Origin of the sequence: Streptomyces sp. NPDC050546 (assembly GCF_044457425.1) — a bacterium.
In the GTDB taxonomy this organism is placed as follows: domain Bacteria; phylum Actinomycetota; class Actinomycetes; order Streptomycetales; family Streptomycetaceae; genus Streptomyces.
In genome coordinates, this window is sequence record NZ_JBITGX010000014.1 from 152225 (window position 1) to 177900 (window position 25676).

The 25676-nt window shown below is 71.6% G+C and carries 20 protein-coding genes and 1 pseudogene; 3 read left to right on the plus strand and 18 right to left on the minus strand.

Annotated elements, in window-relative coordinates:
• Nucleotides 1-27: 27 nt before the first annotated feature.
• From topA to bldG, 7 genes are all read right to left on the minus strand, one after another.
• Nucleotides 28-2892 (minus strand): type I DNA topoisomerase, encoded by a 2865-nt coding sequence (gene topA / locus ACIBK5_RS31255; RefSeq protein ID WP_399024720.1) that lies wholly within the window; start codon nucleotides 2890-2892, stop codon nucleotides 28-30.
• 245 nt (nucleotides 2893-3137) lie between these two features.
• Nucleotides 3138-3335 carry a hypothetical protein gene (locus tag ACIBK5_RS31260; RefSeq protein WP_189725790.1) on the minus strand — a complete coding sequence of 66 codons (198 nt, stop codon included), beginning with the start codon at nucleotides 3333-3335 and terminating at the stop codon, nucleotides 3138-3140.
• Nucleotides 3336-3598: 263 nt separating this feature from the next.
• Nucleotides 3599-5134 carry a methyltransferase gene (locus ACIBK5_RS31265; protein ID WP_399024722.1) on the minus strand — a complete coding sequence of 512 codons (1536 nt, stop codon included), beginning with the start codon at nucleotides 5132-5134 and terminating at the stop codon, nucleotides 3599-3601.
• A 241-nt stretch (nucleotides 5135-5375) separates the two neighbouring features.
• Nucleotides 5376-5957: a small secreted protein gene (locus ACIBK5_RS31270; RefSeq protein ID WP_399024724.1), complete on the minus strand. Its 582-nt coding sequence runs from the start codon at nucleotides 5955-5957 to the stop codon at nucleotides 5376-5378.
• A 194-nt stretch (nucleotides 5958-6151) separates the two neighbouring features.
• Nucleotides 6152-8557 carry a sodium-translocating pyrophosphatase gene (locus ACIBK5_RS31275; RefSeq protein WP_399024726.1) on the minus strand — a complete coding sequence of 802 codons (2406 nt, stop codon included), beginning with the start codon at nucleotides 8555-8557 and terminating at the stop codon, nucleotides 6152-6154.
• A gap of 274 nt (nucleotides 8558-8831) precedes the next feature.
• Entirely contained in the window at nucleotides 8832-9263 is a 432-nt protein-coding gene (locus ACIBK5_RS31280) for an ATP-binding protein (RefSeq protein ID WP_382491091.1), read from the minus strand.
• A 122-nt stretch (nucleotides 9264-9385) separates the two neighbouring features.
• A complete protein-coding gene (bldG, locus tag ACIBK5_RS31285; RefSeq protein ID WP_003991900.1) occupies nucleotides 9386-9727 on the minus strand; it encodes an anti-sigma factor antagonist BldG in 342 nt (113 codons plus the stop codon).
• 78 nt (nucleotides 9728-9805) lie between these two features.
• On the opposite strand from bldG, the gene ACIBK5_RS31290 reads away from it, so the two are divergent.
• Nucleotides 9806-12424: a DEAD/DEAH box helicase gene (locus ACIBK5_RS31290; protein WP_399024728.1), complete on the plus strand. Its 2619-nt coding sequence runs from the start codon at nucleotides 9806-9808 to the stop codon at nucleotides 12422-12424.
• Nucleotides 12425-12464: 40 nt separating this feature from the next.
• Here the strand turns inward: ACIBK5_RS31290 and ACIBK5_RS31295 are convergent.
• The 7 genes and pseudogenes from ACIBK5_RS31295 to ssd form a co-directional block, all read right to left on the minus strand.
• Nucleotides 12465-12749, minus strand: a pseudogene (locus ACIBK5_RS31295) (Rv3654c family TadE-like protein); the annotation flags it as partial.
• A complete protein-coding gene (locus tag ACIBK5_RS31300; protein WP_399024730.1) occupies nucleotides 12746-13105 on the minus strand; it encodes a TadE family type IV pilus minor pilin in 360 nt (119 codons plus the stop codon). The gene ACIBK5_RS31300 and the pseudogene ACIBK5_RS31295, both read right to left, overlap by 4 nt.
• On the minus strand, nucleotides 13092-13301 hold the full coding sequence (locus ACIBK5_RS31305; protein ID WP_399024732.1) for a DUF4244 domain-containing protein: 210 nt from the start codon (nucleotides 13299-13301) through the stop codon (nucleotides 13092-13094). Before ACIBK5_RS31305 ends, ACIBK5_RS31300 begins: the two co-directional genes overlap by 14 nt.
• Nucleotides 13302-13426: 125 nt before the next feature.
• Nucleotides 13427-14215, minus strand: a complete 789-nt coding sequence (locus tag ACIBK5_RS31310) for a type II secretion system F family protein (RefSeq protein ID WP_399024734.1) — start codon at nucleotides 14213-14215, stop codon at nucleotides 13427-13429.
• On the minus strand, nucleotides 14212-15084 hold the full coding sequence (locus tag ACIBK5_RS31315) for a type II secretion system F family protein (RefSeq protein WP_399024736.1): 873 nt from the start codon (nucleotides 15082-15084) through the stop codon (nucleotides 14212-14214). The genes ACIBK5_RS31310 and ACIBK5_RS31315 overlap by 4 nt, the downstream gene beginning before the upstream one ends.
• Before the next feature lie 99 nt (nucleotides 15085-15183).
• Entirely contained in the window at nucleotides 15184-16503 is a 1320-nt protein-coding gene (locus ACIBK5_RS31320) for a TadA family conjugal transfer-associated ATPase (protein ID WP_399024737.1), read from the minus strand.
• A complete protein-coding gene (gene ssd, locus ACIBK5_RS31325) occupies nucleotides 16500-17603 on the minus strand; it encodes a septum site-determining protein Ssd (protein ID WP_399024739.1) in 1104 nt (367 codons plus the stop codon). Before ssd ends, ACIBK5_RS31320 begins: the two co-directional genes overlap by 4 nt.
• 580 nt (nucleotides 17604-18183) lie before the next feature.
• On the opposite strand from ssd, the gene ACIBK5_RS31330 reads away from it, so the two are divergent.
• Nucleotides 18184-19017: an HAD family hydrolase gene (locus ACIBK5_RS31330; RefSeq protein ID WP_382491112.1), complete on the plus strand. Its 834-nt coding sequence runs from the start codon at nucleotides 18184-18186 to the stop codon at nucleotides 19015-19017.
• Between the two features lie 342 nt (nucleotides 19018-19359).
• On the opposite strand, the gene ACIBK5_RS31335 is transcribed toward ACIBK5_RS31330, so the two are convergent.
• Together ACIBK5_RS31335 and ACIBK5_RS31340 are read right to left on the minus strand one after the other, a co-directional pair.
• Entirely contained in the window at nucleotides 19360-20184 is an 825-nt protein-coding gene (locus ACIBK5_RS31335; protein ID WP_399024742.1) for an oxidoreductase, read from the minus strand.
• Nucleotides 20185-20244: 60 nt separating this feature from the next.
• Entirely contained in the window at nucleotides 20245-21513 is a 1269-nt protein-coding gene (locus ACIBK5_RS31340) for a hypothetical protein (RefSeq protein WP_399024744.1), read from the minus strand.
• Nucleotides 21514-21807: 294 nt separating this feature from the next.
• On the opposite strand from ACIBK5_RS31340, the gene ACIBK5_RS31345 reads away from it, so the two are divergent.
• A complete protein-coding gene (locus tag ACIBK5_RS31345) occupies nucleotides 21808-24177 on the plus strand; it encodes a bifunctional SulP family inorganic anion transporter/carbonic anhydrase (protein WP_399024746.1) in 2370 nt (789 codons plus the stop codon).
• A gap of 141 nt (nucleotides 24178-24318) precedes the next feature.
• On the opposite strand, the gene ACIBK5_RS31350 is transcribed toward ACIBK5_RS31345, so the two are convergent.
• Together ACIBK5_RS31350 and ACIBK5_RS31355 are read right to left on the minus strand one after the other, a co-directional pair.
• Nucleotides 24319-24969, minus strand: a complete 651-nt coding sequence (locus ACIBK5_RS31350) for a hypothetical protein (RefSeq protein ID WP_399024748.1) — start codon at nucleotides 24967-24969, stop codon at nucleotides 24319-24321.
• Nucleotides 24966-25580, minus strand: a complete 615-nt coding sequence (locus tag ACIBK5_RS31355; protein WP_399024750.1) for an RNA polymerase sigma factor — start codon at nucleotides 25578-25580, stop codon at nucleotides 24966-24968. The genes ACIBK5_RS31350 and ACIBK5_RS31355 overlap by 4 nt, the downstream gene beginning before the upstream one ends.
• Nucleotides 25581-25676 lie beyond the last annotated feature (96 nt).

Genomic DNA, 25676 nt, shown 5'->3' on the forward strand with positions numbered 1-25676 from the left:
GGGTCCCGAACGGGTTCTGAAGGGACCTCAGTCCTCCGCGGGCTTCGAGGCGGTCGCCGTCTTGGCAGCCGTCTTGGCTGTCGTCTTCTTCGCCGTGGTGGTCTTCTTGGCCGTCGTCTTCTTCGCGGTGGTGGTCTTCTTCGCCGCGGTCTTCTTGGCTGCCGTCTTCTTCGCCGGGGCCTTCTTGGCCGCCTTCTTGGCGGTCTTCTTCGCCGGCCCCTTCGCGCGCTTCTCGGCGAGCAGCTCGAAGCCGCGCTCCGGGGTGATGTCCTCGACGCTGTCGCCGGAGCGCAGGGTCGCGTTGGTCTCCCCGTCGGTGACGTACGGCCCGAAGCGGCCGTCCTTGACGACGACCGGCTTCTCGCTCACCGGGTCGGGGCCCAGCTCCTTCAGCGGCGGCTTGGCGGCCGCCCGGCCCCGCTGCTTCGGCTGGGCGTAGATCGCCAGCGCCTCTTCCAGCGTGATCGTGAAGAGCTGCTCCTCCGCCTGGAGCGAGCGCGAGTCCGTGCCCTTCTTCAGGTACGGGCCGTACCGGCCGTTCTGCGCGGTGATCTCCTGGCCCTCGGCGTCGGCGCCGACGACACGCGGCAGCGACATCAGCTTCAGGGCGTCGTCGAGCGTCACCGTGTCCAGGGACATCGTCTTGAAGAGGGAGGCCGTACGCGGCTTGACCGCGTTCTTGCCCGTCTTCGGGGTGCCCTCGGGGAGGATCTCCGTCACATACGGGCCGTAACGGCCGTCCTTGGCGACGATCGTGCGGCCGGTGGCCGGGTCGGGGCCCAGCTCGTAGTCGCCGCTCGGCTTGGCGAGCAGTTCCTCGGCGAGGTCGACGGAGAGCTCGTCCGGCGCCATGTCGTCCGGGATGTCGGCGCGCTGGTGCTGCTCGGTGTCCTTCTCGCCGCGCTCGATGTACGGCCCGTAGCGGCCGACCCGCAGCACGATGTCGTTGCCCACGGGGAACGACGAGACCTCGCGCGCGTCGATCGCGCCCAGGTCGGTCACCAGTTCCTTGAGGCCGCCGAGGTGGTCCCCGTCGCCGTTGCCGGCGTCGGCGGCACCGCCCTCGACGCCCGCGGCGGAGCCGCTGTCGGACGCCGTCTCACCGAAGTAGAACCGCTTCAGCCACGGCACGGCACGCGCCTCACCGCGGGCGATGCGGTCGAGGTCGTCCTCCATGCTTGCCGTGAAGCTGTAGTCGACGAGCCGCCCGAAGTGCTTCTCCAGGAGGTTGACCACGGCGAAGGACAGGAAGGACGGCACCAGGGCCGTGCCCTTCTTGAACACATAGCCGCGGTCGAGGATCGTGCCGATGATCGACGCGTACGTCGACGGACGGCCGATCTCGCGCTCTTCCAGCTCCTTGACCAGGGAGGCCTCGGTGTAGCGGGCCGGGGGCTTGGTGGCGTGCCCGTCGACCGTGATCTCCTCGGCGCTGAGCGCGTCACCCTCGTTGACCTGGGGCAGCCGGCGCTCGCGGTCGTCGAGCTCGGCGTTCGGGTCGTCGGCGCCTTCGACGTAGGCCTTCAGGAAGCCGTGGAAGGTGATCGTCTTGCCGGACGCGCTGAACTCGACGTCCCGGCCGTCGGCCGCCGTGCCACCGATCTTCACGGTGACGCTGTTGCCGGTCGCGTCCTTCATCTGGGAGGCGACGGTCCGCTTCCAGATCAGCTCGTAGAGCTTGAACTGGTCGCCGGTCAGTCCGGTCTCGGCGGGAGTGCGGAAACGATCACCCGAGGGGCGGATCGCCTCGTGGGCCTCCTGCGCGTTCTTGACCTTCCCGGCGTACGTCCTCGGCTGCGGCGGCAGGTAGTCGGCGCCGTACAGCTGCGTGACCTGGGCGCGGGCGGCGGCGACCGCCGTGTCGCTCAGGGTCGTGGAGTCCGTACGCATGTACGTGATGTAGCCGTTCTCGTACAGCTTCTGGGCGACCTGCATGGTCGCCTTCGCGCCGAAGCCGAGCTTGCGGCTGGCCTCCTGCTGCATCGTCGTCGTACGGAACGGGGCGTACGGCGAGCGGCGGTAGGGCTTGGACTCGACGGACCGGACGGCGAACCGCGTCTGTTCCAGGGCGGCGGCCAGGGCGCGGGCGTTCGCCTCGTCGAGGTGAAGGGTGTTCGCGCTCTTCAGCTGTCCCAGGGAGTCGAAGTCGCGGCCCTGCGCGACCCGCCTGCCGTCGACGGACTGCAGACGCGCGACCAGCGACGACGGGTCCGACGAGTCTCCGGCCCGGCCGGTCGCGAAGGTGCCCGTCAGGTCCCAGTACTCAGCGGAGCGGAAGGCGATGCGCTCGCGTTCCCGCTCGACGACGAGTCGCGTGGCGACCGACTGGACACGGCCCGCGGACAGCCGCGGCATGACCTTCTTCCACAGGACCGGCGAGACCTCGTAGCCGTAGAGGCGGTCGAGGATGCGGCGGGTCTCCTGGGCGTCGACGAGCTTCTGGTTGAGCTGGCGCGGGTTGGCCACGGCGGCCTGGATCGCGGCCTTGGTGATCTCGTGGAAGACCATCCGCTTGACCGGGACCTTGGGCTTCAGCACCTCCTGGAGGTGCCAGGCGATGGCCTCGCCCTCGCGGTCCTCATCGGTGGCGAGGAAGAGTTCGTCGGACTCCTTCAGCAGGTCCTTGAGCTTCTTGACCTGGGCCTTCTTGTCGGCGTTGACCACATAGATCGGCTGGAAGTCGTGTTCGACGTCCACACCGAGGCGGCGGACCTCGCCCGTGTACTTCTCGGGCACCTCGGCGGCGCCGTTGGGAAGGTCGCGGATGTGCCCGACGCTCGCCTCGACGATGTATCCGGGGCCGAGATAGCCCTTGATCGTCTTCGCCTTGGCAGGCGACTCGACGATGACGAGTCGGCGGCCGCCCTCTGCGGTCTCGCTGGTCGGGGACAACTTCGCTCTTCTCTCCGGTCGACGCTGGGCCTCCCCGGAGTCGCTTGCCCGGGGCTGGGTCGTGGTGACGCTGCGGAGTGTGACGGTACAGCCCGCCCCCGTGTCAAACGGGAAAAGCCCGCAACGGCCACTCGAACGGTAACCCGACTACCACCGTTCCTGCCGCCCGGAGTGCCCGGCGCAGGCCCGGCCCTATGCGGAGCGCGACCTCTCGATTACCGGCGGGTGCGACGCCGACCCCGGCTTCAGAGGCGGGTGAAGCACCATGTTCCGACCGCCAGGGCGAGCACCGCCACGACGCTCGCGAGGGTCGCCGATGCGACGGGCCTCACACCCTCGGCGACGGGCCGGTGCTGGCGCACGCGCGTCACGGTCCACGCCAGCAGTCCCCCTCCGAACAGGGAGAACACCGCTCCCGCGAAGATCGCCGGTTCGCTCTCCATGGCCCCCGTGCCCCTTTTCCCCAGTCCGCGACTCTCCAGCCCCGGGAGGCTGACACGCGTGGGCGGCGGGCAGGCGAACCGTAGGTGAACGCCGGGGCGACGCGGCGGTGGATCCGGGAGGACCGACCCCCTCGGGACCCCTTCGCGACGAGGTGTCCAAATCGACTCGAAATTTATTGGCGGATCTCTGCTCCGGGCCCCTCAGCTTCTCCGGACCCCTCAGCTTCTCCGGGCCCCGCCGCGCGCCGCCCCGCCGGGTTCCCTCAGCGGACCGGCTCCAGGAACCCCTGCTCCACGAGCAGCCGGATCTGCGCCGGTGTGCGGTCGCGCAGCAGCACCGGGTCCTCGCCGATCAGCTGGGCGATGGCGTCGAGGATGCGGCCGGCGCTCATCGTGCCGTCGCAGACGCCCGCGAAGCCCGCGCCGACCGTGTCCACCCGGGTCGCCCGGCGCATGCCGCGGTTCTGGCGCAGCACGACGTGCTCGGGGTCCTCGGCTCCGGGCAGCCCGACCTGTTCCTGCACGACCTCGGCGGCGAGCCGGAAGTGCCCTTCGAGCAGAGCGGCGTCGTCATGGCCGCGGAGGTGGTCGAGCCGGTCGAAGTGGGCCTTGATGGTCTCCCCGAGCGGCTGCTCGACCGGATGCGGCCATTCCTCCACCGTGAGGGAGGGCACGGCGGCGCCCGTCCTGCGCAGGGTGATCCAGCCGAAGCCGACGGCCTTCACCTTGCGCGCCTCGAACTCGTCGAGCCATGCGTCGTACCGCGCCTGGTACTGCGCCACGTCGCCCTCGTGGTCGCCCGCGTCCCGCAGCCACAGCTCGGCGTACTGGTTGACGTCCTGCACCTCGCGCTGCACGATCCACGCGTCGCAGCCCCGGGGCACCCATGACCGGAGCCGGTCCTGCCAGTCCTCCCCTTCCACGTGCTGCCAGTTGGCGAGGAACTGCGCGAAACCGCCCTCGTTCAGCCGCTCCCCCGCCTCCTGAACGAGCGTGCGGCACAGATCGTCCCCGCCCATGCCGCCGTCGCGGTAGGTGAGCCGGGCACCGGGAGAGATCACGAACGGCGGGTTCGAGACGATCAGGTCGTAGGTCTCGTCGTCCCGGACCGGGGTGAAGAGGGAACCCTCGCGCAGCTCGGCCGCCGGGGCGCCGGACAGGGCCAGCGTGAGACCGGTGATGTGCAGCGCGCGCGGGTTGAGGTCGGTGGCCGTCACGCGGGTGGCGTGCCGGGCCGCGTGCAGCGCCTGGATACCGGAACCGGTGCCGAGGTCGAGCGCGGCACCGACCGGCGTACGGACGGTGATGCCGGCGAGGGTCATGGAGGCGCCGCCGACACCCAGGACGACCCCGTCGTCGCGGCTGCCGATCCCGCCTGCGCCGCCGACCGCGCAGCCCAGGTCCGACACGATGTACCAGTCCTCGCCGCCGGGCCCGCCGTACGGCCGCACGTCCACCGTGGCGGTGAGCTCGTCGCCCGCGCGCTTGAGCCAGCCGCTCTCCAGGCAGGCGTCGACGGGCAGGGCGTCCGCCACGCGCGCGTGCGGCACGGGCTGCTGGAGCAGGAACAGCCGGACGAGCATCTCCAGCGGCGTGTCCCCGCGGGTCGCCCGGAGCGCGGGCACGGTCTCGCTCCGGGCCAGCGCCGCGTACGCGGGGGCGCCGAGCAGTTCGAGCAGTCCGTCGGCGGTGAAGGAGGCCCCGAGCAGGGCGTCCCGGAGCCGGGCGGCGACCTCGGGACGGTCGGGGGCGGGCAGCGGGGACAGGGGTGACTGGCTGGCGTTACTCACGCCCCCCATTGTGGCCGCAGACACCGGCGGCGCACGTGCCCGTGCCGGGTATCGCACAGGCCCGCGCGACTCGGCTCAGCCGTCACTTCCGGCTGAGCCGTCACTCCCAGCCCAGCCGTCACTTCCGCTGAGCCGTCACTCCCAGCCCAGCCGTCACTTCCGCTGAGCCGTCACTCCCAGCCCAGCCGTCACTTCCGGCTGAGCCGCCACTCCCGGCTCATCCGTCGGGGGCCCCTCACCAACGGCCGGGTCAGGTCGCCGACGCCGGCCCCGTCGCCGCCTTGCAGCTCGACTGCCGGGCCATCGCCTGGCCGACCTCGCCCTCCTCCAGGTTGCTGAGCGCGTCGTTCCCGCTCTTGCTCAGCTTGTCCAGCTCGGTGGCGATCTCCTTGAGACCGTCGGCGAACTTGCCCTGGTCCTTCGTGTCGAGCTCGTCGACCTGCTTCTTCAGCGAGGCGTACGACGCGGAGATCGTGTTGAGCTCCTTGACCGCGTCCTTCTGCTTCGTCTCGCCGTTCTCGACGTCCGGCGCGCCGGCCTTGTTCACCGCGGTCCCGATCGCCTTGTAGGCGTCGGACATGTCCTGGAAGGCCTTCGCGTCGGTCTTCTGGACGTCCTCCGGCGTGCTGTTGTCCGAGGTCTCCTTCTGGATCGAGGCATTGGCCGACTCGATCTTCTTGGCCTGCGGCTGTACGGCGTCGCAGACGTCCTTGGCCCAGGAGTCCAGCTTCTCGTTGTCGTCGCCGCCGCAGCCCGACAGCGCCAGTACCAGTACCGCACCGCCGGACAGTGCGGCCGCGAGCTTCTTGTTCACCGGTTTGGTCCCTTCCATGGCTCTCGGCCCCGGAACATACACGCCAGAGGCACGGCAACCGCACGTCGAGCACCCATTAAGACCCTTTTGTTATCTTTTGAACCGAGCGAGACAAGGCTCACGACGTGATCGTGCGGACACACAGAGCGGGCGGACGACGCGCCAACGCGCGCCGTCCGCCCGCACCTTGAGCTGGGGCTCTACGGACCTCCCTACGAAACCACCGCCGGATCCGGAGACTTGGGTTCCGGTTCGGCGTTGTCCTCGTCACCTACGGCGATGCCGCGCCGCTTTGACACATAGACCGCCCCGGCGATCACGACGAACGCGAGCGCCGCGATCAGGATCCGCATGCCGATGCTCTTGTCCGGGCCGTAGGAGAACTTGATCACCGCGGGCGCGATGAGCAGCGACACCAGGTTCATGACCTTGAGCAGCGGGTTGATCGCGGGACCTGCGGTGTCCTTGAACGGGTCGCCGACGGTGTCGCCGATCACAGTCGCCGCGTGGGCCTCGCTGCCCTTGCCTCCGTGATAACCGTCCTCGACGAGCTTCTTGGCGTTGTCCCAGGCGCCGCCGGAGTTGGCCAGGAACACCGCCATCAGCGTGCCCGCGCCGATCGCGCCCGCCAGGAACGCGCCGAGCGGACCGACGCCGAGCGTGAACCCGATGAAGATCGGCGCCAGCACGGCCAGCAGACCGGGGGTGGCGAGCTCGCGCAGCGCGTCCTTGGTGCAGATGTCGACGACCTTGCCGTACTCCGGCTGCTCGCTGTAGTCCATGATCCCGGGCTTCTCGCGGAACTGCCGCCGCACCTCGAAGACCACGGAACCCGCCGACCGCGACACGGCGTTGACCGCCAGCCCCGAGAAGAGGAAGACGACCGCCGCACCCGCGACGAGACCCACGAGGTTGTTGGGCTGCGAGATGTCCATCATCAGGCTCATCGGGGCACCTTCGCCGCCGAGCCTCTCGCCCACGTCGCGCGCTCCGGTGATGATCGCGTCGCGGTAGGACCCGAACAGTGCCGCCGCCGCGAGCACGGCCGTGGCGATCGCGATGCCCTTGGTGATCGCCTTGGTGGTGTTCCCGACCGCGTCCAGGTTGGTGAGCACCTGCGCGCCCGCGCCCTCGACGTCGCCGGACATCTCCGCGATGCCCTGCGCGTTGTCGGAGACCGGCCCGAAGGTGTCCATCGCGACGATCACGCCGACCGTGGTGAGCAGGCCGGTGCCGGCCAGCGCCACCGCGAACAGCGCCAGCATGATCGACGTACCGCCGAGCAGAAACGCCCCGTACACGCCGAGGCCGATCAACAGGGCGGTGTAGACGGCGGACTCGAGACCGACGGAGATACCGGCGAGGACGACGGTGGCCGGACCCGTGAGCGAGGTCTTGCCGATGTCCCTGACGGGCCTTCGGGTGGTCTCGGTGAAGTAGCCGGTCAGTTGCTGGATCAGGGCGGCGAGCACGATGCCGATGGCCACCGCGACGAGCGCGAGGACCCGCGGATCGCCGTCCTTGCCCAGGATGGCGGCATCGGTGACGCCGTCGAGCTCCGAGTACTTCCCCGGCAGGTAGACGAAGACGGCCACCGCCACCAGCACGAGCGAGATCACCGCGGAGATGAAGAACCCGCGGTTGATGGCGCTCATGCCGCTGCGGTCGGCGCGCCGGGGTGCCACCGCGAAGATGCCGATCATCGCGGTGATCACACCGATCGCCGGCACCAGCAGCGGGAAGCCCAGCCCGGCGTCGCCGAAGGCCGCCGAGCCCAGGATCAGCGCGGCGACCAGGGTGACGGCGTACGACTCGAAAAGGTCGGCCGCCATGCCCGCGCAGTCGCCGACGTTGTCGCCCACGTTGTCGGCGATGGTCGCGGCATTGCGCGGGTCGTCCTCCGGAATGCCCTGTTCGACCTTGCCGACCAAGTCGGCGCCGACGTCGGCGGCCTTGGTGAAGATGCCGCCGCCGACACGCATGAACATCGCGATCAGCGCGGCCCCGAGGCCGAAGCCCTCGAGCACCTTCGGCGCGTCGGCCGCGTACACCAGCACCACGCACGAGGCGCCCAGCAGGCCGAGGCCCACCGTGAACATGCCGACCACGCCGCCCGTGCGAAATGCGATCTTCATCGCTTTGTGCGAGACGGCGGTCAGATCCTTTTCCGGCTCGCCTGCCGCCGGGGTGGCTTCACGCGCCGCCGCGGCGACACGCACATTGCTGCGTACGGCGAGCCACATGCCGATATAGCCGGTGGCCGCCGAGAACGCCGCTCCGATCAGGAAGAACACCGAACGTCCGGCACGCTGATTCCAGTCGTCCGCGGGCAGCAGCATGAGCAGGAAGAACACGACCACGGCGAATACGCCGAGCGTGCGAAGCTGCCGTGCCAGATAGGCGTTCGCGCCCTCCTGGACCGCCGCCGCGATCTTCTTCATGCTGTCGGTGCCCTCGCCGGCCGCGAGTACCTGGCGCACCAGGACCCCCGCGACCGCTAGTGCCGCCAGCGCGACGACCGCGATGACCACGATGAGGACGCGGTTGCCATCGGTCAGTACGGCGGCTGCGAGGTCTGTGGGTTGGCCCGACTGTCGTGAGATGAAAAGCCCCGCCATTCGTCCTCCTTGACGCTTGGGCTGAGCTCAAGATGTGGACGGGATTGTAGGTACCGGAACCTGATCAAAACAGAGCGCGATAAACGGAATTAGCCTTCCGAGGTAATGCCCTGAAAGCATTCCGAGGTGCCCGTGGAGCACGCGAATGATCGTGAACGAATTCACGCGATGAACGGCACAGGAACTACTGTAAAGGCGAGCACTGACAGCCGCACATGACGAAGGGCCCCACGGGTGGGGCCCTTCGTCTGGAACGGTGTGCGCCGTGGCCGGTTCAGACCAGAATCGTCGGCGGCGGCGTGGTCGGCCACGTCATCTTGATCAATCCGCCGTGCTCTCCCGCGCTGACCTCGACATCGTCGACGAGTCCGCTGATGACCGCTAGGCCCATCTCGTCCTCGTCGGCTTCCCCGTCGGGGTCGCCGGGGCCGGGCGCGTGCTCACCCGGGACCGCGTGCGGGGCCTCGTCGCCGACCTCGATGGAGAACTGCTTCTCCTCCTCGATCAGCAGCACCTTCACCGGTGCCGAGATCCCGACGGTCTGGTGCAGCCCGACGGCACGGGTGCACGCCTCGCCGACGGCGAGCCTGACCTCGTCGAGGACGGCCTCGTCCACTCCGGCCCTGCGCGCCACCGCTGCCGCCACCAGCCGGGCGGTCCTGACGTGCTCGGGCAGCGCGCTGAAGCGGAGCTCAACGGTGGCCATGCATCCCCCTCGCAACTACGGGCGTGCTGTCGAGAGGCTCCGGGCCGCCGAAAGCCCGGGCCCCCTCGGTCTTCACTTCTGCCGAACTTCGGCCGGCCCGGGCGCGAGGCCCGGGTCCGGTGTCAGTCGGTGGCCGCAACCGCTTCCTCGACCGAGGTGTGAATCGGGAACACCTTGGTGAGGCCGGTGATACGGAAGATCTTCAGAATGCGCTCCTGGTTGCAGACCAGGCGCAGGGAGCCCTCATGGGCTCGCACGCGCTTCAGGCCGCCGACCAGTACGCCGAGCCCGGTGGAGTCGAGGAAGTCCACGCCCTCCATGTCGACGACAAGGTGGAAACTGCCGTCGTTCACCAGCTCGACCAACTGCTCGCGCAGCTTGGGCGCGGTATATACGTCGATTTCGCCACCGACCCTGACGATCGTGCGATCGCCCATGGTTTCGGTCGACAGGGACAGGTCCACGGATCCTCCAGCACCTTGCTATCGAGCGGTCGCCCTTGGGGCACTCGGCTTCAGCCCTTGGACGCTTCGCCAGCCGCGATGGCATTCAATCACTTACCGGCAGGCGTGCACGACGCCTTGGCTCCATTGTCCGTCACGCCAGTGACACACTCGGTGCCGATGGCCAAGAATCACCGATCCGATCGAACCCCGACGGACCCCGCCTCCCGGCCCGCGCCGGGCGTGGTCCTGGACCGGCTCGCATCCGGTCCGAGCAGGGCTTCGCGCGTTACTCATACGGAGCACTTGCCCCCGCGCGAGGGTCGGCATGCCGTCTGGCCGGACCGGATCCGCGCGGAGGTCCTCGCCGCCGTGCGAGCCGCGGGCATCGAACACCCCTGGGCCCATCAAGCGCGGGCGGCCGAGCACGCGCTGGACGGCGACTCGGTCGTCGTCGCCACGGGCACGGCCTCCGGCAAGTCCCTGGCGTACCTCGTGCCGGTCCTGTCCACCCTTCTGGAGGGCGCCGAGGCCCCGAACGGCCGCGGCGCGACCGCCCTCTACCTGGCTCCCACCAAGGCTCTTGCGGCGGACCAGTGCCGTTCGGTGAAGGAACTTTCACATCCACTGGGCCATTCGGTGCGCGCGGCGGTCTACGACGGCGACACTCCGTTCGAGGAACGCGAGTGGATCCGCCAGTACGGCAACTACGTCCTGACCAACCCGGACATGCTGCACCGCGGCATACTGCCGTCCCACCCCCGCTGGTCCTCCTTCCTGAAATCGCTGAAGTACGTCGTCATCGACGAGTGCCACACCTACCGCGGGGTGTTCGGCTCGCACGTCGCCCAGGTGCTGCGCCGACTGCGCCGGCTCTGCGCCCGCTACGGGGCCTCACCGGTGTTCCTGCTGGCCTCCGCCACCGCCGCCGAGCCCTCGGTCGCGGCCCGCCGCCTCACCGGCCTGCCGGTGCTGGAGGTCGCCGACGACGCCTCCCCACGCGGCGAACTGGTGTTCGCCCTGTGGGAACCGCCGCTGACCGAGCTGCACGGCGAGAAGGGCGCCCCCGTCCGCCGCACAGCCACCGCCGAGGCCGCCGACCTGCTGACCGACCTCACCGTGCAGGGCGTGCGCTCGGTCGCCTTCGTACGCTCCCGGCGCGGCGCCGAGCTGATCTCGGTCATCTCCCAGGAGCGTCTGGCCGAGGTCGACCGGTCACTGGCCCGGCGTGTCGCGGCGTACCGGGGCGGCTATCTCCCGGAAGAACGCCGCGCACTCGAACACGCCCTCCATTCGGGTGAACTCCTGGGCCTCGCCGCGACGAACGCCCTCGAACTCGGCATCGACATCTCCGGCCTGGACGCGGTCGTCATCGCCGGCTACCCGGGCACCCGCGCCTCCCTGTGGCAACAGGCGGGCCGGGCCGGACGGTCCGGACAGGGGGCGCTGGCTGTCCTGGTGGCCCGCGACGACCCGCTGGACACCTTCCTGGTCCACCACCCGGAGGCCCTGTTCGACCAGCCCGTCGAGTCCACGGTCCTCGACCCGGACAACCCCTATGTGCTGGCCCCGCACCTGTGCGCGGCCGCGGCGGAGCTGCCCCTGACGGACGAGGACCTCGACCTGTTCGGCCCGGCCAGCGAGGGCCTTCTGCCGCAGCTGGAGGCCGCGAAGCTGCTGCGCCGCCGCACCAAGGCCTGGCACTGGACCCGCCGCGAGCGCGCCGCCGACCTGACCGACATCCGCGGTGAGGGCGGACGCCCGGTCCAGGTCGTCGAGACCGGCACGGGCCGGCTGCTCGGCACGGTCGACGCCGGCGCCGCGCACTCGACGGTGCACGAAGGCGCGGTCCACCTCCACCAGGGCCGCACCTACCTGGTGCGCTCCCTGGACCTGGAGGACTCCGTCGCCCTCGTCGAGGAGGCCGCCCCGCCGTACTCCACGGTCGCCCGCGACACGACGTCGATCTCCGTCCTGGAGACGGACACCGAGATCCCCTGGGGCGACGGCCGCCTCTGCTTCGGCTCCGTCGAGGTCACCAACCAGGTCGTCTCCTTCCTCCGCAGACGGCTCATCACCGGTGAAGTGCTGGGCGAGACGAAACTCGACCTCCCTCCTCGTACGCTGCGCACCCGGGCCGTGTGGTGGACCGTCACCGAGGACCAGCTGGACCGGGCCCGGATCAACCCGGAGATCCTCGGGGGCTCCCTGCACGCCGCCGAGCACGCCTCGATCGGCCTGCTGCCCCTCTTCGCGACCTGCGACCGCTGGGACATCGGCGGCGTGTCGATCCCGCTCCATCCCGACACGCTGCTGCCCACGGTCTTCGTCTACGACGGCCACCCCGGCGGCGCGGGCTTCGCGGAGCGCGCCTTCCACACCGCCCGCACCTGGCTGACCGCCACCCGCCAGGCCATCGCCTCCTGCGAGTGCGACGCCGGCTGCCCGTCCTGCATCCAGTCCCCCAAGTGCGGCAACGGCAACGACCCGCTGCACAAGAGGGGGGCGGTGCGGCTGCTCACGGTGCTGCTGGAGGGTGCCCCCGAGGAGAAGGAGGAGCCGGAGGAGCCGGAGACGGAGGAGCCGGAGACGGGGGAGAGCGTGGCGGCCGAGCAGCCGGCCGGAGGTCCGGAGGAGCCAGTGGAGGACCGGCGCGCGTCCTCCCCGCCGCCGACGGATGCTCCAGGGGAGCCGTCGGGGGCCCCGCCCGCGCCCTGACCTCCGCCGTGAACGGCCCGCGTCCCGACGCCGCCGTCACATCCGAGATCTCGCCGACGACCTCGCACCGCACGAGCCGTACGCCCTGTGCCCGGGCCACCCGGTCGGCCCGGGCACAGGCCGCCGTACCGCCCTCGGCCCAGTGGTCCGCCGCCGCGAGCGCCGCGAGATCCGCACCGCCTGCCGCACGGTGCCGGATCGCTACGGCCTGCCCCAGCGCGAGGACGACGCCGAACACCACGCACAGGACGGCGATCGCCCCGACGCTCCAGACGGTGGCGGAGCCCTGGTCCGAGACGTCACGCGCCATGCCCGGGCGTCTCATGTGCCCACCGCCTCCTCCACCGACGCCACGGCCTCCTCGCGCACGGCGAAGGACAGCCCGCGCAGCACCGGCGGTTCGGCCACGACGATCACCCGGACGTGTTCCGCTTCCCGGCTGACGGTCACCTCGGCGCCGGGCGGTGCCGCCTCGCGGGTCAGCCGCACGACCGCGTCGGGCGGGTCCTGGCGGGCCGCGGCGCGAGCGCCCGTCCGTGCCGCGTCCACGCACTGGATCTGCGCGGCCACGGCCAGCAGACCGCACACCAGCGCCATCGCGAACATGACCAGTACGGGCAGCACCACGGCCGACTCCGCCGTGACGAACCCCCGGTCCGAGCCCCGTTCACATCCGCGCATCGAGGGCTTCCGTCACGATGCTCTGCAGCTCCGCGCTGACCGCGCCGCCGGTGACGACCTTGTAGAGCACTACCGCGAACGCCACCGCCGCGACGATTCCCATCGCGTACTCGGACGTGACCATCCCCGCGTCCCTCCGAGCCGTACGCATTCCGCACACCAAGGCACGCAGCCGTGCCCGTACCACCTGATCCATCTCAACCTCCGTGAAAAAGTCCGCACTTCTGTTGGTATCGCCGACTTCTGTCGATGCCGCCGGCCTCTGCCAGTGCCGCCGACTTCTGTCGGTGTCGCCGGCCTCTCTCGGGCCCGTATCCCGCGTCATCCACCACCCCCTCCCAGCACGCCGCCCGCGAGCCCGATCACCACGGGCAGTACGCCGACCGCGATGAACGCGGGCAGGAAGCACAGCCCCACCGGTGCGCTGACCATGACGCCCGCCCGGCGGGCCCTGGCCGTCGCGGCGCGGCCCCAGTCGGCTCGGGCCTCGGCGGCGAGCCGTGCGACGGGTGCGGCGGCGGGCAGTCCGGACACACCGGCCCGTTCAAGCAACCGGGCCAGGCCCTCAGCGCCGGGGACGGCGGCCAACCTCCGCCAGGCGGCGCCCGGTTCACCGCCCAGCCGGACCTCCGCCGCGCCTCGCGCCAGGGCGTCCCCCACGGGGCCACCCAGGGCCTCGCCCACCGCCTGCGCCGCGATCACCGGGCCGGCACCGGCCGCGATGCAGGCCGCCAGCAGGTCGGCCGCGAGGGGCAGTTGTCGCGTGGCCTCGGCGAGGTCAGGCGCCCGCGGGCCCGTACCCACCGCCTCCTGCCGGAGCCGCCACCGCCACATCCCGACCGCACCGGCCAGTCCCACGGCGGCACCGGCGAGGCCGCCGACCAGCACCCATCCGGCACACGCCACACCCACGGGAGGCAGCCAGATCCGCGCGGCCCGGCGCAATGCGAGGCGCGGGGCCGGAGCGGTCGCCTCCCGGGGCGACAGCCCGGCAAGCCGCCGCCGTATCCTCCGGCGGCGCCGGGACTCCGTCAGCCGGCGCACCGACCACCCGAGGGCCGTCAGAATCCCCAGCGCCACCCCCAGCCTGTGGACAACTTCCCCGCTCATGCCGCCTCCTCCGCGCCCCGCACGATCCGCAGCACCCACCACAGCCCCAGGCCCTCCAGCACACCGCCGATGACCAGACAGCCCAGGCCCGCCGCGGTGTGCAGCAGGACACGGAGGGGCTCGGCGCCGAGGGCGGTGCCGATGAGAAGCCCCAGGGCCGGCAGGCAGGCGAGCATCACCGCCGTGGCCCTGGCGCCTGCCAACTGGGCGCGAAGATCGGAGCGTTGGTCCCGTTCGACGCGCAGGGCTGCGGTGAGCCGGTCGAGTCCGGCGGCGAGCCCCGCGCCCTGGTCCACGGCCACCCGCCAGCACGCCGCGAGCCCTCGCAGCCCCTCGCCCCCCGGTTGCCGGGCCGCCGCCTCGAGCGCACCCGGCACATCACCGCCGAAGCGCGCCGCCGCCAGTACCGTCGCCCGCGCGTCCACCAGCCCTCCGCAGTCCCGCGCGGCCCGCAACAGCGCCTCACCCGGCTGGCGTCCGGCCCGCACCTCCCCGGCGAGCGCCCCGCACAACGCGATCACCGCTTCCGCCCGCCGCTCCCGGTCCCGGCCCGCCCGGCCGGCCTGCCGGACCCGCCTCAGCAAGGGCATCCCGGCCGCTCCCAGGACAACCGGCAGCACCGACGCCCCGAGCACCGCAAGCACCAGCCCGGCCACCGGTGACCACCACTCGGCCCGCAACCGCCCACGGACCCGCCGCAGCCCACCGCTCATCCGCCGCCACCCGGGCGGCCCACTCCCGACGGCTCCGCCGCCCGCGAGCAGCAGTCGCGCCCGCCGCGCCGCCGAGTCCCGCTCCCCCGACAACCAGACCGCCGCCCCCATGCACGCCACGGCCGCTTCCATCGACATCTCGGCCACCCCCGCCATCACTCGCCCCCTCCAGTCCGTGCCATCACTCGGCCCCCTCGGCCCCTGCCATCGCTCAGCCCTCCCAGCCCCGCCGTCGCTCGGCCGCCTGAGCCCTCGTCACCACTCACCCACCGCCGCCACCAGCGCACGGCCTGCCTCACCCGGCCCCCTTCCGCTGCCTTCGCTGCCCCCGCTGCCCCCGCTTCCCTCGCCGTCCTCGCTTCCCTCGCCGTCCTCGCTGTCCTGGCCACCCCCGCCGTGCTCGCCACGAAGCAGCCCCCGCAGCCGCTCCCACCCGCGTTCGCGCACGAAGGCCTCCGCTCCCCACCGCAGCGCCGACACCGTCCGCACCAGCCCCGACGGATCGCGCTCCAGCACATGCACCTCGGCGATCCGCCGCCGCCCGGCCCGGTCGCGTACGAGGTGCAGCACCACGGAGAGGGCGGCCGCCACCTGGCTGTGCAGCGCGGCCCGGTCCAGCCCGGCGGCCGTGCCGAGCGCCTCCAGCCGGGCCGGCACATCGGCGGCGGCATTGGCGTGCACGGTTCCGCAGCCGCCCTCGTGGCCGGTGTTCAACGCGGCCAGCAGATGCACCACTTCGGGCCCGCGCACCTCGCCCACGACCAGCCGGTCGGGCCGCATCCGCAGTGCCTGGCGCACCAGGTCCTCGAGGGTGACGAGGCCCGCACCCTCCTGGTTGGCGGGTCTGGTCTCCAGCCGCACCACGTGCGGATGATCCGGCCGCAGTTCCGCCGAGTCCTCGGCGAGGACGATCCGTTCGTCCGGCCCCACCAGTCCCAGCAGGGCACTCAGCAGTGTGGTCTTGCCCGAGCCCGTACCCCCGCTGACCAGGAAGGACAGCCGTGCGTCGAGCAGTGCGCGCAGCACGCGGTCGCCGCCCGGCGGCACCGTGCCCGCCGCGACCAGCTCGCCAAGGGTGAAGGCACGCGGCCGTACGACCCGCAGCGACAGACAGGCGCAGCCCACGGCGACCGGTGGCAGCACCGCGTGCAACCGGGTCCCGTCGGGCAGCCGGGCGTCGGCCCAGGGCCGGGCGTCGTCCAGGCGGCGCCCGGCCACGGCGGCGAGGCGCTGGGCGAGTCGTCGTACGGCCGCCGCGTCCGCGAAACGCACCGACGTCAACTCCAGTCCGCCGCCCCGGTCCACCCAGACCCGGTCGGGGGCCGACACCAGCACGTCCGTCACCGACGGGTCGGCGAGCAGCGGCTCCAGCGGGCCGCTGCCGACCAGTTCGGACCGCAACTGTGCGGCGGCGCCGAGGACTTCGGCGTCTCCGAGCACCCGCCCCTGTTCCCGCAGGGCCTGGGCCACGCGCGCGGGGGTCGGCTCGGCCCCGCTCTCGGCCAGCCACCGCCGCACCCCGTCGAGCAGCCCGGCGCCCTCGGGTCCGGGCACCGCTTCGGTCATCGCGCTCATGGGGCACCGGCCTCGACGAGCGCCCGCTCCCAGAACCCCTTGCAGAACCGGGCGAGCGGTCCGCGCGGGGCGCCACCCGGTGGTGCCGTGCCCTCGTCCGGGCGCAGCAGCCCGGGCTCGACCGGCACCTCGCCGACCAGGGGCAGTCCGAGCAGCCGGGCCACCTCCCGGTCGTCGAGCCCCGGGGGGTACGGCCCGCGGACCGCCACCCGCAGATCGCGCAGGACCATCCCGACGGCGGACGCCACACGCCCGGCCGCCGCGACGGCCCGCAGCTCGGCGGGCACCACCAGTACGCCGACGTCCAGTTGGGTGAGCACCTCGGCGACCCCGTCGTCGATGCGGCGTGGCAGGTCGACCACGACCGTGCCGCCCCGGCGACGGGCCGCGGCGAGCACCGCGCGCACCGCCTGGGGCGGGACGGCGATCCGGTCGCCGCGGTCCCAGCTGAGCACCCTCAGCGAGTGCAGCTCGGGCAGCGACTCCTCCAGGGCACCGCCGCCGACCCGTCCGCGGGAGGAGGCGAACGCGGGCCAGCGCAGCCCTTCGGCCGTCTCACCGCCGAGGAGTACGTCGAGTCCGCCGCCCAGCGGATCGGCGTCCACGAGGAGCGTACGCAGCCCCTCCCGCGCCGAGGTGACGGCCAGCGCGCACGCGAGCGTGGACGCTCCGGCCCCGCCCCGGCCTCCGATGACGCCCACGGTGAGGGCGGGCCGCCCGACGCCCTCGACCACGTCGGCGATGCGGTCGACGAGCCACTGCTCGCCGTCGGGCAGCATCAGGACGTGCTCGGCGCCGATCTCGACGGCCCGCCGCCACACCCCCGAGTCGTCCTGGTCCCGGCCGACGAGCACAACGCCCCTTCTGTGCACGGCACCGCGCACGCGCCGCGCGGCGTCGTCACCCACGAGGACGAGAGGCGCGGCCTCCCAGCCGCCTCTGCGCTCCGGCACCCCGTGGTGCACCTCAGGGGTGGCGCCCGCCGCCGCGCACAGGCGCAGCAGGTCGTCGAGGAGGTCGCTGTCCTCGGTGACGATCAGTGGTCCGCCCTGCCGCCCTCCGGCGGCCGGTGTCGGATCGTGTGTGACTGCTCCGGCCACGGTCATCCCCCTTCACTGCTTGCCTCGCGCGGCCCTGCGGCCCCGCGATTCCCGAACGTGGGAAGAACCGACGAGGCGGCCTCCCTATGAACGGCCGACAGAAACCGGCCAAACGCACCCGGCAATCGGAACCGGCCATGAACTCGCCGCGAGCGGGGCGCGCAGGAATCACGGTGCAGCGATCTCGGAAATCGTGTGGATCTTGGTGGATAACTGTGGAAGCGTCGACAGTTGTGAATATCGCCGTCACCCATACCGGTGAGCTCCACAGGCCCTGTGTACGACTTCCACAGAGCAGTCCGACAGCTACACAAAGTGACAGATCATGGGCATGACAAGACTCTCGCCAGCACCACATCGGAGCGGCGATCCGGCCGCGCGAAGAAGGAGAAAACCCACCCGGACATGCGACGACCCCCGCCGGGGGGGAGAGCGGGGGTCGTCCCCACGGCCGACTCGGGGGGGGGAGGAGTCGGGCCGGGTTAGCACGGTCGCGAACGATCCGTGACTTCCATGGTGTACCCGAGAGCCTTCTCAGGCAAACCCACACGCCCCACCTTACGCCGAATGGGCTGCCCCTATGCTCAGGGGCGTGGAAAACCACTCGTTGCCCCGCACAGCGGCCTTCTTTGACCTGGACAAGACGGTCATTGCGAAGTCGAGCACGCTCACGTTCAGCAAGTCGTTCTACCAAGGCGGTCTCATCAACCGCAGGGCTGTCTTGCGTACCGCATATGCCCAGTTCGTCTTCCTGGCCGGCGGCGCCGACCACGACCAGATGGAGCGTATGCGCGCCTACCTGTCCGCGCTCTGCCGCGGCTGGAACGTGCAGCAGGTGAAGGAGATCGTCGCCGAGACGCTGCACGATCTGATCGACCCGATCATCTACGACGAGGCCGCCTCGCTCATCGAGGAACACCACACCGCGGGCCGTGACGTCGTGATCGTGTCCACGTCGGGCGCGGAGGTGGTCGAGCCGATCGGTGAACTGCTCGGCGCGGACCGCGTGGTGGCGACCCGCATGGTCGTGGGCGACGACGGCTGCTTCACCGGCGAGGTGGAGTACTACGCGTACGGCCCGACCAAGGCCGAGGCCATCAAGGAACTCGCCGCGTCCGAGGGCTACGACCTCAGCCGCTGCTACGCCTACAGCGACTCGGCGACAGACGTCCCGATGCTGGAGTCCGTGGGCAACCCCCACGCCGTGAACCCGGACCGCGCGCTGCGCCGCGAGGCCCTCGCTCGCGGGTGGCCGATTCTGGACTTCCACCGCCCGGTCCGGCTCAAGCAGCGCATTCCCGCGTTCTCCGTACCGCCGCGGCCGGCGCTCGTCGCGGTCGCCGCGATAGGCGCCGCGGCGGCCACCGCCGGCCTCGTCTGGTACGCGAACCGGCGCCGGACGACGGTCGCCTGACCCGAAACGACCCGAAGTCCTATTTGAACCCAAAAGTAAAGAAGTGCAGCCTGCACTTCCGCTTACTGCGGGGCAGGAGTACAAAGGACTCAACGGCCCGCGAGACCAAGGACATCCGAGAGGATCACCTTAAATACGCATTTGGCCCCACGGACCGCGCATGAACACCGGGCACCCACGCGACGTCGACCCGTCGAATACGGGCCAGCCGCACCAGGTGACGGGCAAAGTTCCCGACCTGATGGGCATATACCGAGGACGCTTGGTAACCCGATGCTCATGCCAGCGGCGGTACGAGTTTCTCGTACCGCCGCATCTCTTTGCGGGCCTTCCGGCTCAGTGTCACGCCGCTCCGCGCTGGAGCGCCTCGCACACCGCCGTCGACTCGCGTGCCCCCAGTTCGACCGCCCTGCCGCAGTGGGCGATCCAGGCGGCCACGCCCTCCGGCGTACCGGAGACGTACCCGTCGAGGGCTTCCAGGTAGGCGCCGCGGCCCAGCTCGGCGTGCCCGACCTCGGCCGGGCAGACCGACTTCGGGTCCAGGCCGCTGCCGACCAGGACGATGCGCTCGGCCGTGCGCGCGACCAGGCCGTTGTGGGACGTGAAGGGGCGCAGCGCGAGGAGTTCGCCGTGTACGACGGCGGCCGTCACCAGCGCCGGTGCCGTGCCGCCCGCGATGATCAACCCGGCCAGTCCCTCCAGCCGGCCGTGGGCTTCGGCCGCGCTCGGCAGCGGCAGCGCGACGAGCGGCTCGTCGACCGGCTCGCCCTCCTGCCGGGGCCGTCCCACCTGGTCGGCCTGGCCGGCGGCCGCGACCAGGTGCAGCCGGGCCAGCACCCTCAGGGGTGACTGCCGCCAGATCGACAGCAACTGCCCCGCCTCCGCGGTGAGCCGCAGCGCGGCACCCACGGTGTGCGCCTCGTCGTCACCGCTGAAGTCCGTACGCCGGCGCACCTCCTCCAGGGCCCAGTCAGCGCCGGACAGCGCCGCCGAGCCACGGGCGCCGCGCAGGGCCGCCTCGGAGGTGACCGCGTTGCTGCGCCGCCGCATGATCCGGTGCCCGTAGACCCGGTCCACGGCCTTGCGCACGGACTCCACGGACTCGGCCACACCGGGCAGCGCCCCCAGGGTCGCGAGGGGGTCGGCGGTCGCACCTGCTGTACTCATGAGTACGACCCTACGCATCCCGGGAGCCCTCCCCACTGCGGAGTGGCCTTCTTCACTGCGCTACGGCTTCGCCGCCGGAGCCCCGGGCACGCCCCTCGGGGCCGGGGCGGGGCCGCCGGCGAGGAAGGACGCCCAGCCCTGCTTCGGCTTCTCGCCGACCTTCAGGGAGCGCAGCTTCTCCAGCGTCGCCGGGTCCTGGGCGTCCAGCCAGTCCACGAGCCGGCGGAACGAGACACAGCGCACCTCCTTCTTGGTGCACACCGCCTCGATGACCTCCTCGACGGCCCGCATATAGGTGCCGCCGTTCCAGGACTCGAAGTGATTGCCGATGATCAGGGGCGCGCGGTTGCCGTCGTACGCCCGGTAGAAGCCCTTGAGCAGGCCGTCGCGCATCTGGTCGCCCCAGAAGTCGAACTTCTCGGGGTCGCCCTGGGTGGTCGTGCCCGACTGGTTGACCATGAAGTTGTAGTCCATGGTGAGCTGCTCGTAGGAGTGCCCGGGGAAGGGCACCAGCTGCATGGAGACGTCCCACAGGCCCTGCTTCCGCTTGGGCCAGACCTGGTCGTTGACGCCGCTGGTGTCGTAGCGGAAGCCCAGCTCTCGGGCCGCCTTCATGAAGTTCCGCTGTCCTTCCAGGCAGGGGGTGCGGGCGCCGATGAGCTCCTTGTCGTAGTCGAAGGGCAACGGGGACGCGTTCCGCAGGCCCGTGTTGGTCTTCCAGGTCCTCACGAACTGCTTGGCCTGGGCGATCTCGTCCTTCCAGTCCTCCACCGACCACTCGCCGACCCCGCCGCCGCTGCCGCAGAAGTGGCCGTTGAAGTGCGTGCCGATCTCGTTGCCCTCCAGCCACGCCAGGCGCAGTTGCTTCGCGGTGGCGGCGATGCCCCGGCGGTCGTTGAAGCCGATGTCGGAGCGGCCCGGTGAGTGCTGCGGCGGCCGGTAGAGGTCGCGTTTCTCGTCCGGCAGCATGTACACGCCGCTCAGGAAGTACGTCATCGTCGCGTCGTTGGCCTTGGCGACCTCGCGGAAGTGGGAGAACAGCTTCTGGCTGTCCTCGCCCGCGCCGTCCCAGGAGAAGACGACGAACTGCGGGGGCCTCTGGCCGGGCCGCAGCCGCTCGGGCCTCGGCAGGTGGGGCTGGGCGCCGGTGTAGGCGGTGGAGCCGTCTCCGATCAGCCGGACCGAGCTCTTCGGCGCCTGGGCCGGCTTCGCCGTCTGCGGGTCGGGGGCTGCTTCGTGCCGGGCAGTGCCGGTCGAGCAACCGGCGAGCGATGCGGCGCAGACCGCGGCGATCACGGAGCCCGCGGCGATCCTGTGGGTGGCGGCCATGTGTCGCCCACCTTCTTCCTTCTCTCGGGTGCCGACAGCGCCGCCAAATTCGCACGGGACCGAGAAGGAATTAGTACGACAAGCCGATCAAATGGCCACTTCACTCGTCGAGGTGATTTATTCGCCCATTTGCCCGTAAAGTCTATGCCCGCCCTTTACTCTGCATTACGATCCGTTTACCGAGCGTTGATTCATCCCGCCGATTTACGCCGTGACCTACGGCCGCGACCGAACCCCGCCCCGAGCGGGCGCCCCAGTTACGCGACCGCGCAGCCCCGGAGGAGACGGGAAACAATGTCTGCCTGCGTCCCCACACGCGCCGCCGACCCCAACCGGACCGAGCGCACCCACCCGCCCCACAGCCCGCCGCCGACCGGCCCCCGCCGCTTCCGGATCGCGGGTGCCGACGTGTCGGCCTCGATCGCGGTCTTCCTGATCGCCCTGCCCCTGTCTCTGGGCATCGCCCTCGCCACCGGCGCCCCCCTGCAAGCCGGCCTCGTCGCCGCCGCCGTGGGCGGGCTCGTCGCCGGACGGCTCGGCGGCTCCCCGCTCCAGGTGAGCGGACCGGCCGCCGGACTCACGGTCGTCACCGCCGACCTCATCCTGCGCTACGGCTGGCGGACGACCTGCGCCATCACCGTCCTCGCCGGCCTCGCCCAACTCGGGCTGGGCTGCCTGCGCGTGGCCCGCGGCGCCCTCGCCGTCAGCCCCGCCATCGTGCACGGCATGCTCGCCGGAATCGGCGTCACCATCGCCGTCGCCCAGCTGCACATCGTGCTCGGCGGCACACCGCAGAGCTCCGTCCCCGACAACCTGGCCGCGCTGCCCGCCCAGTTGGCGGACATGGGCCCCGCGGCCGTGTCGGTGAGCGCGCTGACCCTCGCGCTGCTGCTGCTCTGGCCGAGACTGCCCGGCCGGGCCGGGCGCCTGCTGCGCAAGATCCCGGCCGCGCTCGTCGCCGTGGCCGGAGCCACCGTGGTCGCCGCCCTCGCCGGGCTGCGCCTGCCCAAGGTCGACCTGCCGTCCTGGAGCAACCACGCCCTGGCCGGACTGCCCGAGGGCCCCGTGCTCGGCCTCGTCGCCGCCGTGCTCACCACCACGCTGGTGTGCAGCGTGCAGTCCCTGCTCGGCGCGGTCGCCGTGGACAAGCTGGTCGCCGGACGTCCCGGTCTGTCGCCCCGGGTCGGGCGCTCCAACCTCGACCGCGAACTGCTCGGGCAAGGCGCCGCGAACATCGTCTCCGGATCGCTCGGCGGGCTGCCCATCGCCGGTGTGGCCGTGCGCAGTTCGGCGAATGTGCACGCGGGTGCGGTGAGCCGGAACTCCACGATGCTGCACGGCGTTCTCGTAGTGATCGCCGCCCTGCTGATGGTCCCGCTCCTGGAGCTCATCCCGCTCGCCTCGCTCGCCGCCCTGGTGATGGCCGTCGGCATCCAGATGGTGTCCCTGAACCACATCCGCACGGTGACGCGCCACCGGGAAGTGTGGGTCTACGCCGTCACCACCCTGGGCGTCGTGTCCCTCGGCGTCCTGGAAGGCGTGGCGCTGGGTGTCGCCATGGCCGTCGGCGTCGCCCTGCACCGCCTCACCCGCACCCGCATCACGCACGACGAGACGGAAGGAGTGCATCACGTACACGTCAGAGGACAGCTGACGTTCCTCGCGGTGCCACGGCTCAGCCGGGCCCTGCATCTCGTACCCCACGGTGCCGACACCGTCGTCGAGCTGGACGGTTCGTTCATGGACCACGCGGCGTACGAGACGTTGCAGGACTGGCAGAAGACGCACACCGCGCAGGGCGGCAGCGTGGAGATCGCCGGCCGGCATCCCGGCACCCGTGTCTCCGAGCCCCAGCCCCTCACCGACTGCCGTTGCCGGCCCTGGACACCCTGGCGCAACCACCAGTGCGACCACCCCGGGTCCGCGCCCCGCTCCGAGCACGCCCCGGACGGGACGGACCGCCCCGAGCCCGACCCGACGGGCCCCGGCAGCGCCAGTGGTCACGAACTGGCGCGTGGCATCAGCGCGTTCCAGCGCAACACCGCACCCCTGGTGCGCAGTGAACTGGCCCGGCTGGCGCGCGAGGGACAGCGCCCTTCGCAGCTCTTCCTGACCTGCGCCGACTCACGACTGGTCACCTCGATGATCACCTCCAGCGGTCCGGGCGACCTGTTCGTCGTGCGCAACGTGGGCAACCTCGTACCGCTGCCCGGCGAGGAGAGCGGCGACGACTCGGTGGCCGCCGCGATCGAGTACGCGGTGGACGTGCTGAAGGTGCGGTCCATCACGGTGTGCGGGCACTCCGGGTGCGGAGCGATGCAGGCGCTGCTCAGCTCCGAACCCGGCGGCACCCGGACCCCGCTAGAGCGATGGCTGCGGCACGGGCTGCCCAGCCTGGAGCGCGTGGCCGGCGACAGCCCGCCGTGGGGCAGGCTGGCCGGACGGGCGCCCGAGGGCGTGGTGGAGCAGCTCTGCCTGACCAACGTGGTCCAGCAGTTGGAGCATCTGCGTGCCCACGACTCGGTCGCCCGCGCCCTGAAGGAGGGTGAGCTGGAGCTGCACGGCATGTACTTCCACGTCGGCGAGGCCCAGGCCTATCTGCTCACCGAGCGGGACGGGGACCGGGTGTTCGAGCACGTACGGGAGGCCGGTCTGCCGGCGTGAGCGCGGGGCTCGCCCCAGGGCAGCCGGCCGAGGCGACCGTCCGCACCCGGCGGCCGCGGCCGCTGTTCACCCGGCGGCCCCATCCGGGGGCAGGCCGGGCGAAGGAGAGCGGCGACCCCCGTACGCCGCCCGCCGGCGGCCTCAGCCCTGAGACTCCGGTTCACACGGCGCGATCTTGCCCTTGATCGCGTAGAACAACTCGGTGCTGAGCCCGGGCTTGCCGTCCTTGCGGCTGGTGTTCTCCATGCCCAGGGAGTCGCCCGGGTGCAGGGTGACCTGCCAGTCGCGGTGGTAGGCCGGGTCGGTCGGACCGCCGACGGGGACGGTGCCGTCCTCGGGCGGCCCACCGATGAACCCCCGTCCCACGCTGCCCGTCAGCATCTCGCCGCGCGGTTGAGCGCAGTGCTGGCCGAAGGAGAGATTGTCGATGGTCACGTGAATGCCCTCGGCCCGCAGGCGTTCGGCCAGTTGGCGCTGGGATTTCTGGCCTATCGCGATCTTCGTGAGGGTGAGGGTGACGCTGCCGTCGCCGTGCCGCTCCACCGCGTACGCCGGGGACTCGCCCGGTGAGCCCGGCACAAGCGCCAGCACCAGCCCGGTCACGGCGCAGGCGCCCGCGGTCAGGGCGATCCGCCGCCCCGTGAGCACCCCCCCGAACGGGGAGCGTCGCGCGGTGACCTTCTCGGCGGGACCGGTGGCCACCGCCTGCGCGGAACCGGTGGCCCCGCGCAGCTCGATCTCGCGCCGCAGCTCGGCCAGCAGCCGGTCCTCGAACGTGGTCCTCGTGATCATGCCTCTCCTCCGGTTTCTCCGGCTCCGCCGGTGACGTACGACAGGGATGCGCCGGGCGGCGTCTCCGGCACCGGATCCGCCTCCGCCCGCAGGGACTTGCGGGCCCGGTGCAGCCGCACGCGGGCCGTGACCTGGCGGATGCCGAGCGCGGCGGCGGCCTCGGTCACCGTGAGCTGGTCCACGGCGACGAGTTCGACGACGGCCCGTTCGCCGTCCGGCAGTCGCGCCAGCGCGGCCAGCGCCCGGCGCCCCGGACTCTCGGCGTCGAGCTTGTCCTCGAGCCGCGCGATGTCGTCGGGCTCCAGGAGCCGCCGCCCCGAGATACGGCGGTCGCGCGCCGTCTCACGAGCGACCCGGCGGCGCTCGGAGGAGACGATGTTGCGTGCGATGCCGTACAGCCAGGCCCGCTCGTCGCCCCGGCCGGGGCGGTACGTGTGGGCGGAGTCGAGCGCCGCGAGGAAGACCTCGGCGGTCAGGTCCGCCACTGTGTGGACGTCGGCGACACGCCGGGCCACAAAAGACATCACGGCGTCCACATGGCGCCGGTAGAACTCTTCGAAGAGCTGAGGGTCGTGGGCCGCCGCCGCGGGTCCGCCCCGTATGCCGTCCACTCGGCTGTCCTCTCTCTCGGTGCGCCTTCACTGGTAGTTGGGCCGGACTGTGAGAGGCGTTACAGAGGATGAACCCTGCCTGGTCGGCGTCCGTGG

Excerpts from the sequence above, each read along its gene's own strand:
- ACIBK5_RS31335 (WP_399024742.1), bottom strand. The coding sequence starts at position 20,184 with ATGAGTACAGCAGGTGCGACCGCCGACCCCCTCGCGACCCTGGGGGCG.
- ACIBK5_RS31270 (WP_399024724.1), bottom strand. The coding sequence starts at position 5,957 with ATGGAAGGGACCAAACCGGTGAACAAGAAGCTCGCGGCCGCACTGTCC.
- ACIBK5_RS31315 (WP_399024736.1), bottom strand. The coding sequence starts at position 15,084 with ATGGCGGGGGTGGCCGAGATGTCGATGGAAGCGGCCGTGGCGTGCATG.
- ACIBK5_RS31350 (WP_399024748.1), bottom strand. The coding sequence starts at position 24,969 with ATGATCACGAGGACCACGTTCGAGGACCGGCTGCTGGCCGAGCTGCGG.
- ACIBK5_RS31275 (WP_399024726.1), bottom strand. The coding sequence starts at position 8,557 with ATGGCGGGGCTTTTCATCTCACGACAGTCGGGCCAACCCACAGACCTC.
- ACIBK5_RS31260 (WP_189725790.1), bottom strand. The coding sequence starts at position 3,335 with ATGGAGAGCGAACCGGCGATCTTCGCGGGAGCGGTGTTCTCCCTGTTC.
- ACIBK5_RS31265 (WP_399024722.1), bottom strand. The coding sequence starts at position 5,134 with ATGGGGGGCGTGAGTAACGCCAGCCAGTCACCCCTGTCCCCGCTGCCC.
- ACIBK5_RS31310 (WP_399024734.1), bottom strand. The coding sequence starts at position 14,215 with ATGAGCGGGGAAGTTGTCCACAGGCTGGGGGTGGCGCTGGGGATTCTG.
- ACIBK5_RS31300 (WP_399024730.1), bottom strand. The coding sequence starts at position 13,105 with ATGCGCGGATGTGAACGGGGCTCGGACCGGGGGTTCGTCACGGCGGAG.
- ACIBK5_RS31290 (WP_399024728.1), top strand. The coding sequence starts at position 9,806 with ATGGCATTCAATCACTTACCGGCAGGCGTGCACGACGCCTTGGCTCCA.
- ACIBK5_RS31330 (WP_382491112.1), top strand. The coding sequence starts at position 18,184 with ATGCTCAGGGGCGTGGAAAACCACTCGTTGCCCCGCACAGCGGCCTTC.
- ACIBK5_RS31280 (WP_382491091.1), bottom strand. The coding sequence starts at position 9,263 with ATGGCCACCGTTGAGCTCCGCTTCAGCGCGCTGCCCGAGCACGTCAGG.
- ACIBK5_RS31320 (WP_399024737.1), bottom strand. The coding sequence starts at position 16,503 with ATGAGCGCGATGACCGAAGCGGTGCCCGGACCCGAGGGCGCCGGGCTG.
- ACIBK5_RS31345 (WP_399024746.1), top strand. The coding sequence starts at position 21,808 with ATGTCTGCCTGCGTCCCCACACGCGCCGCCGACCCCAACCGGACCGAG.
- ACIBK5_RS31340 (WP_399024744.1), bottom strand. The coding sequence starts at position 21,513 with ATGGCCGCCACCCACAGGATCGCCGCGGGCTCCGTGATCGCCGCGGTC.
- ACIBK5_RS31305 (WP_399024732.1), bottom strand. The coding sequence starts at position 13,301 with ATGGATCAGGTGGTACGGGCACGGCTGCGTGCCTTGGTGTGCGGAATG.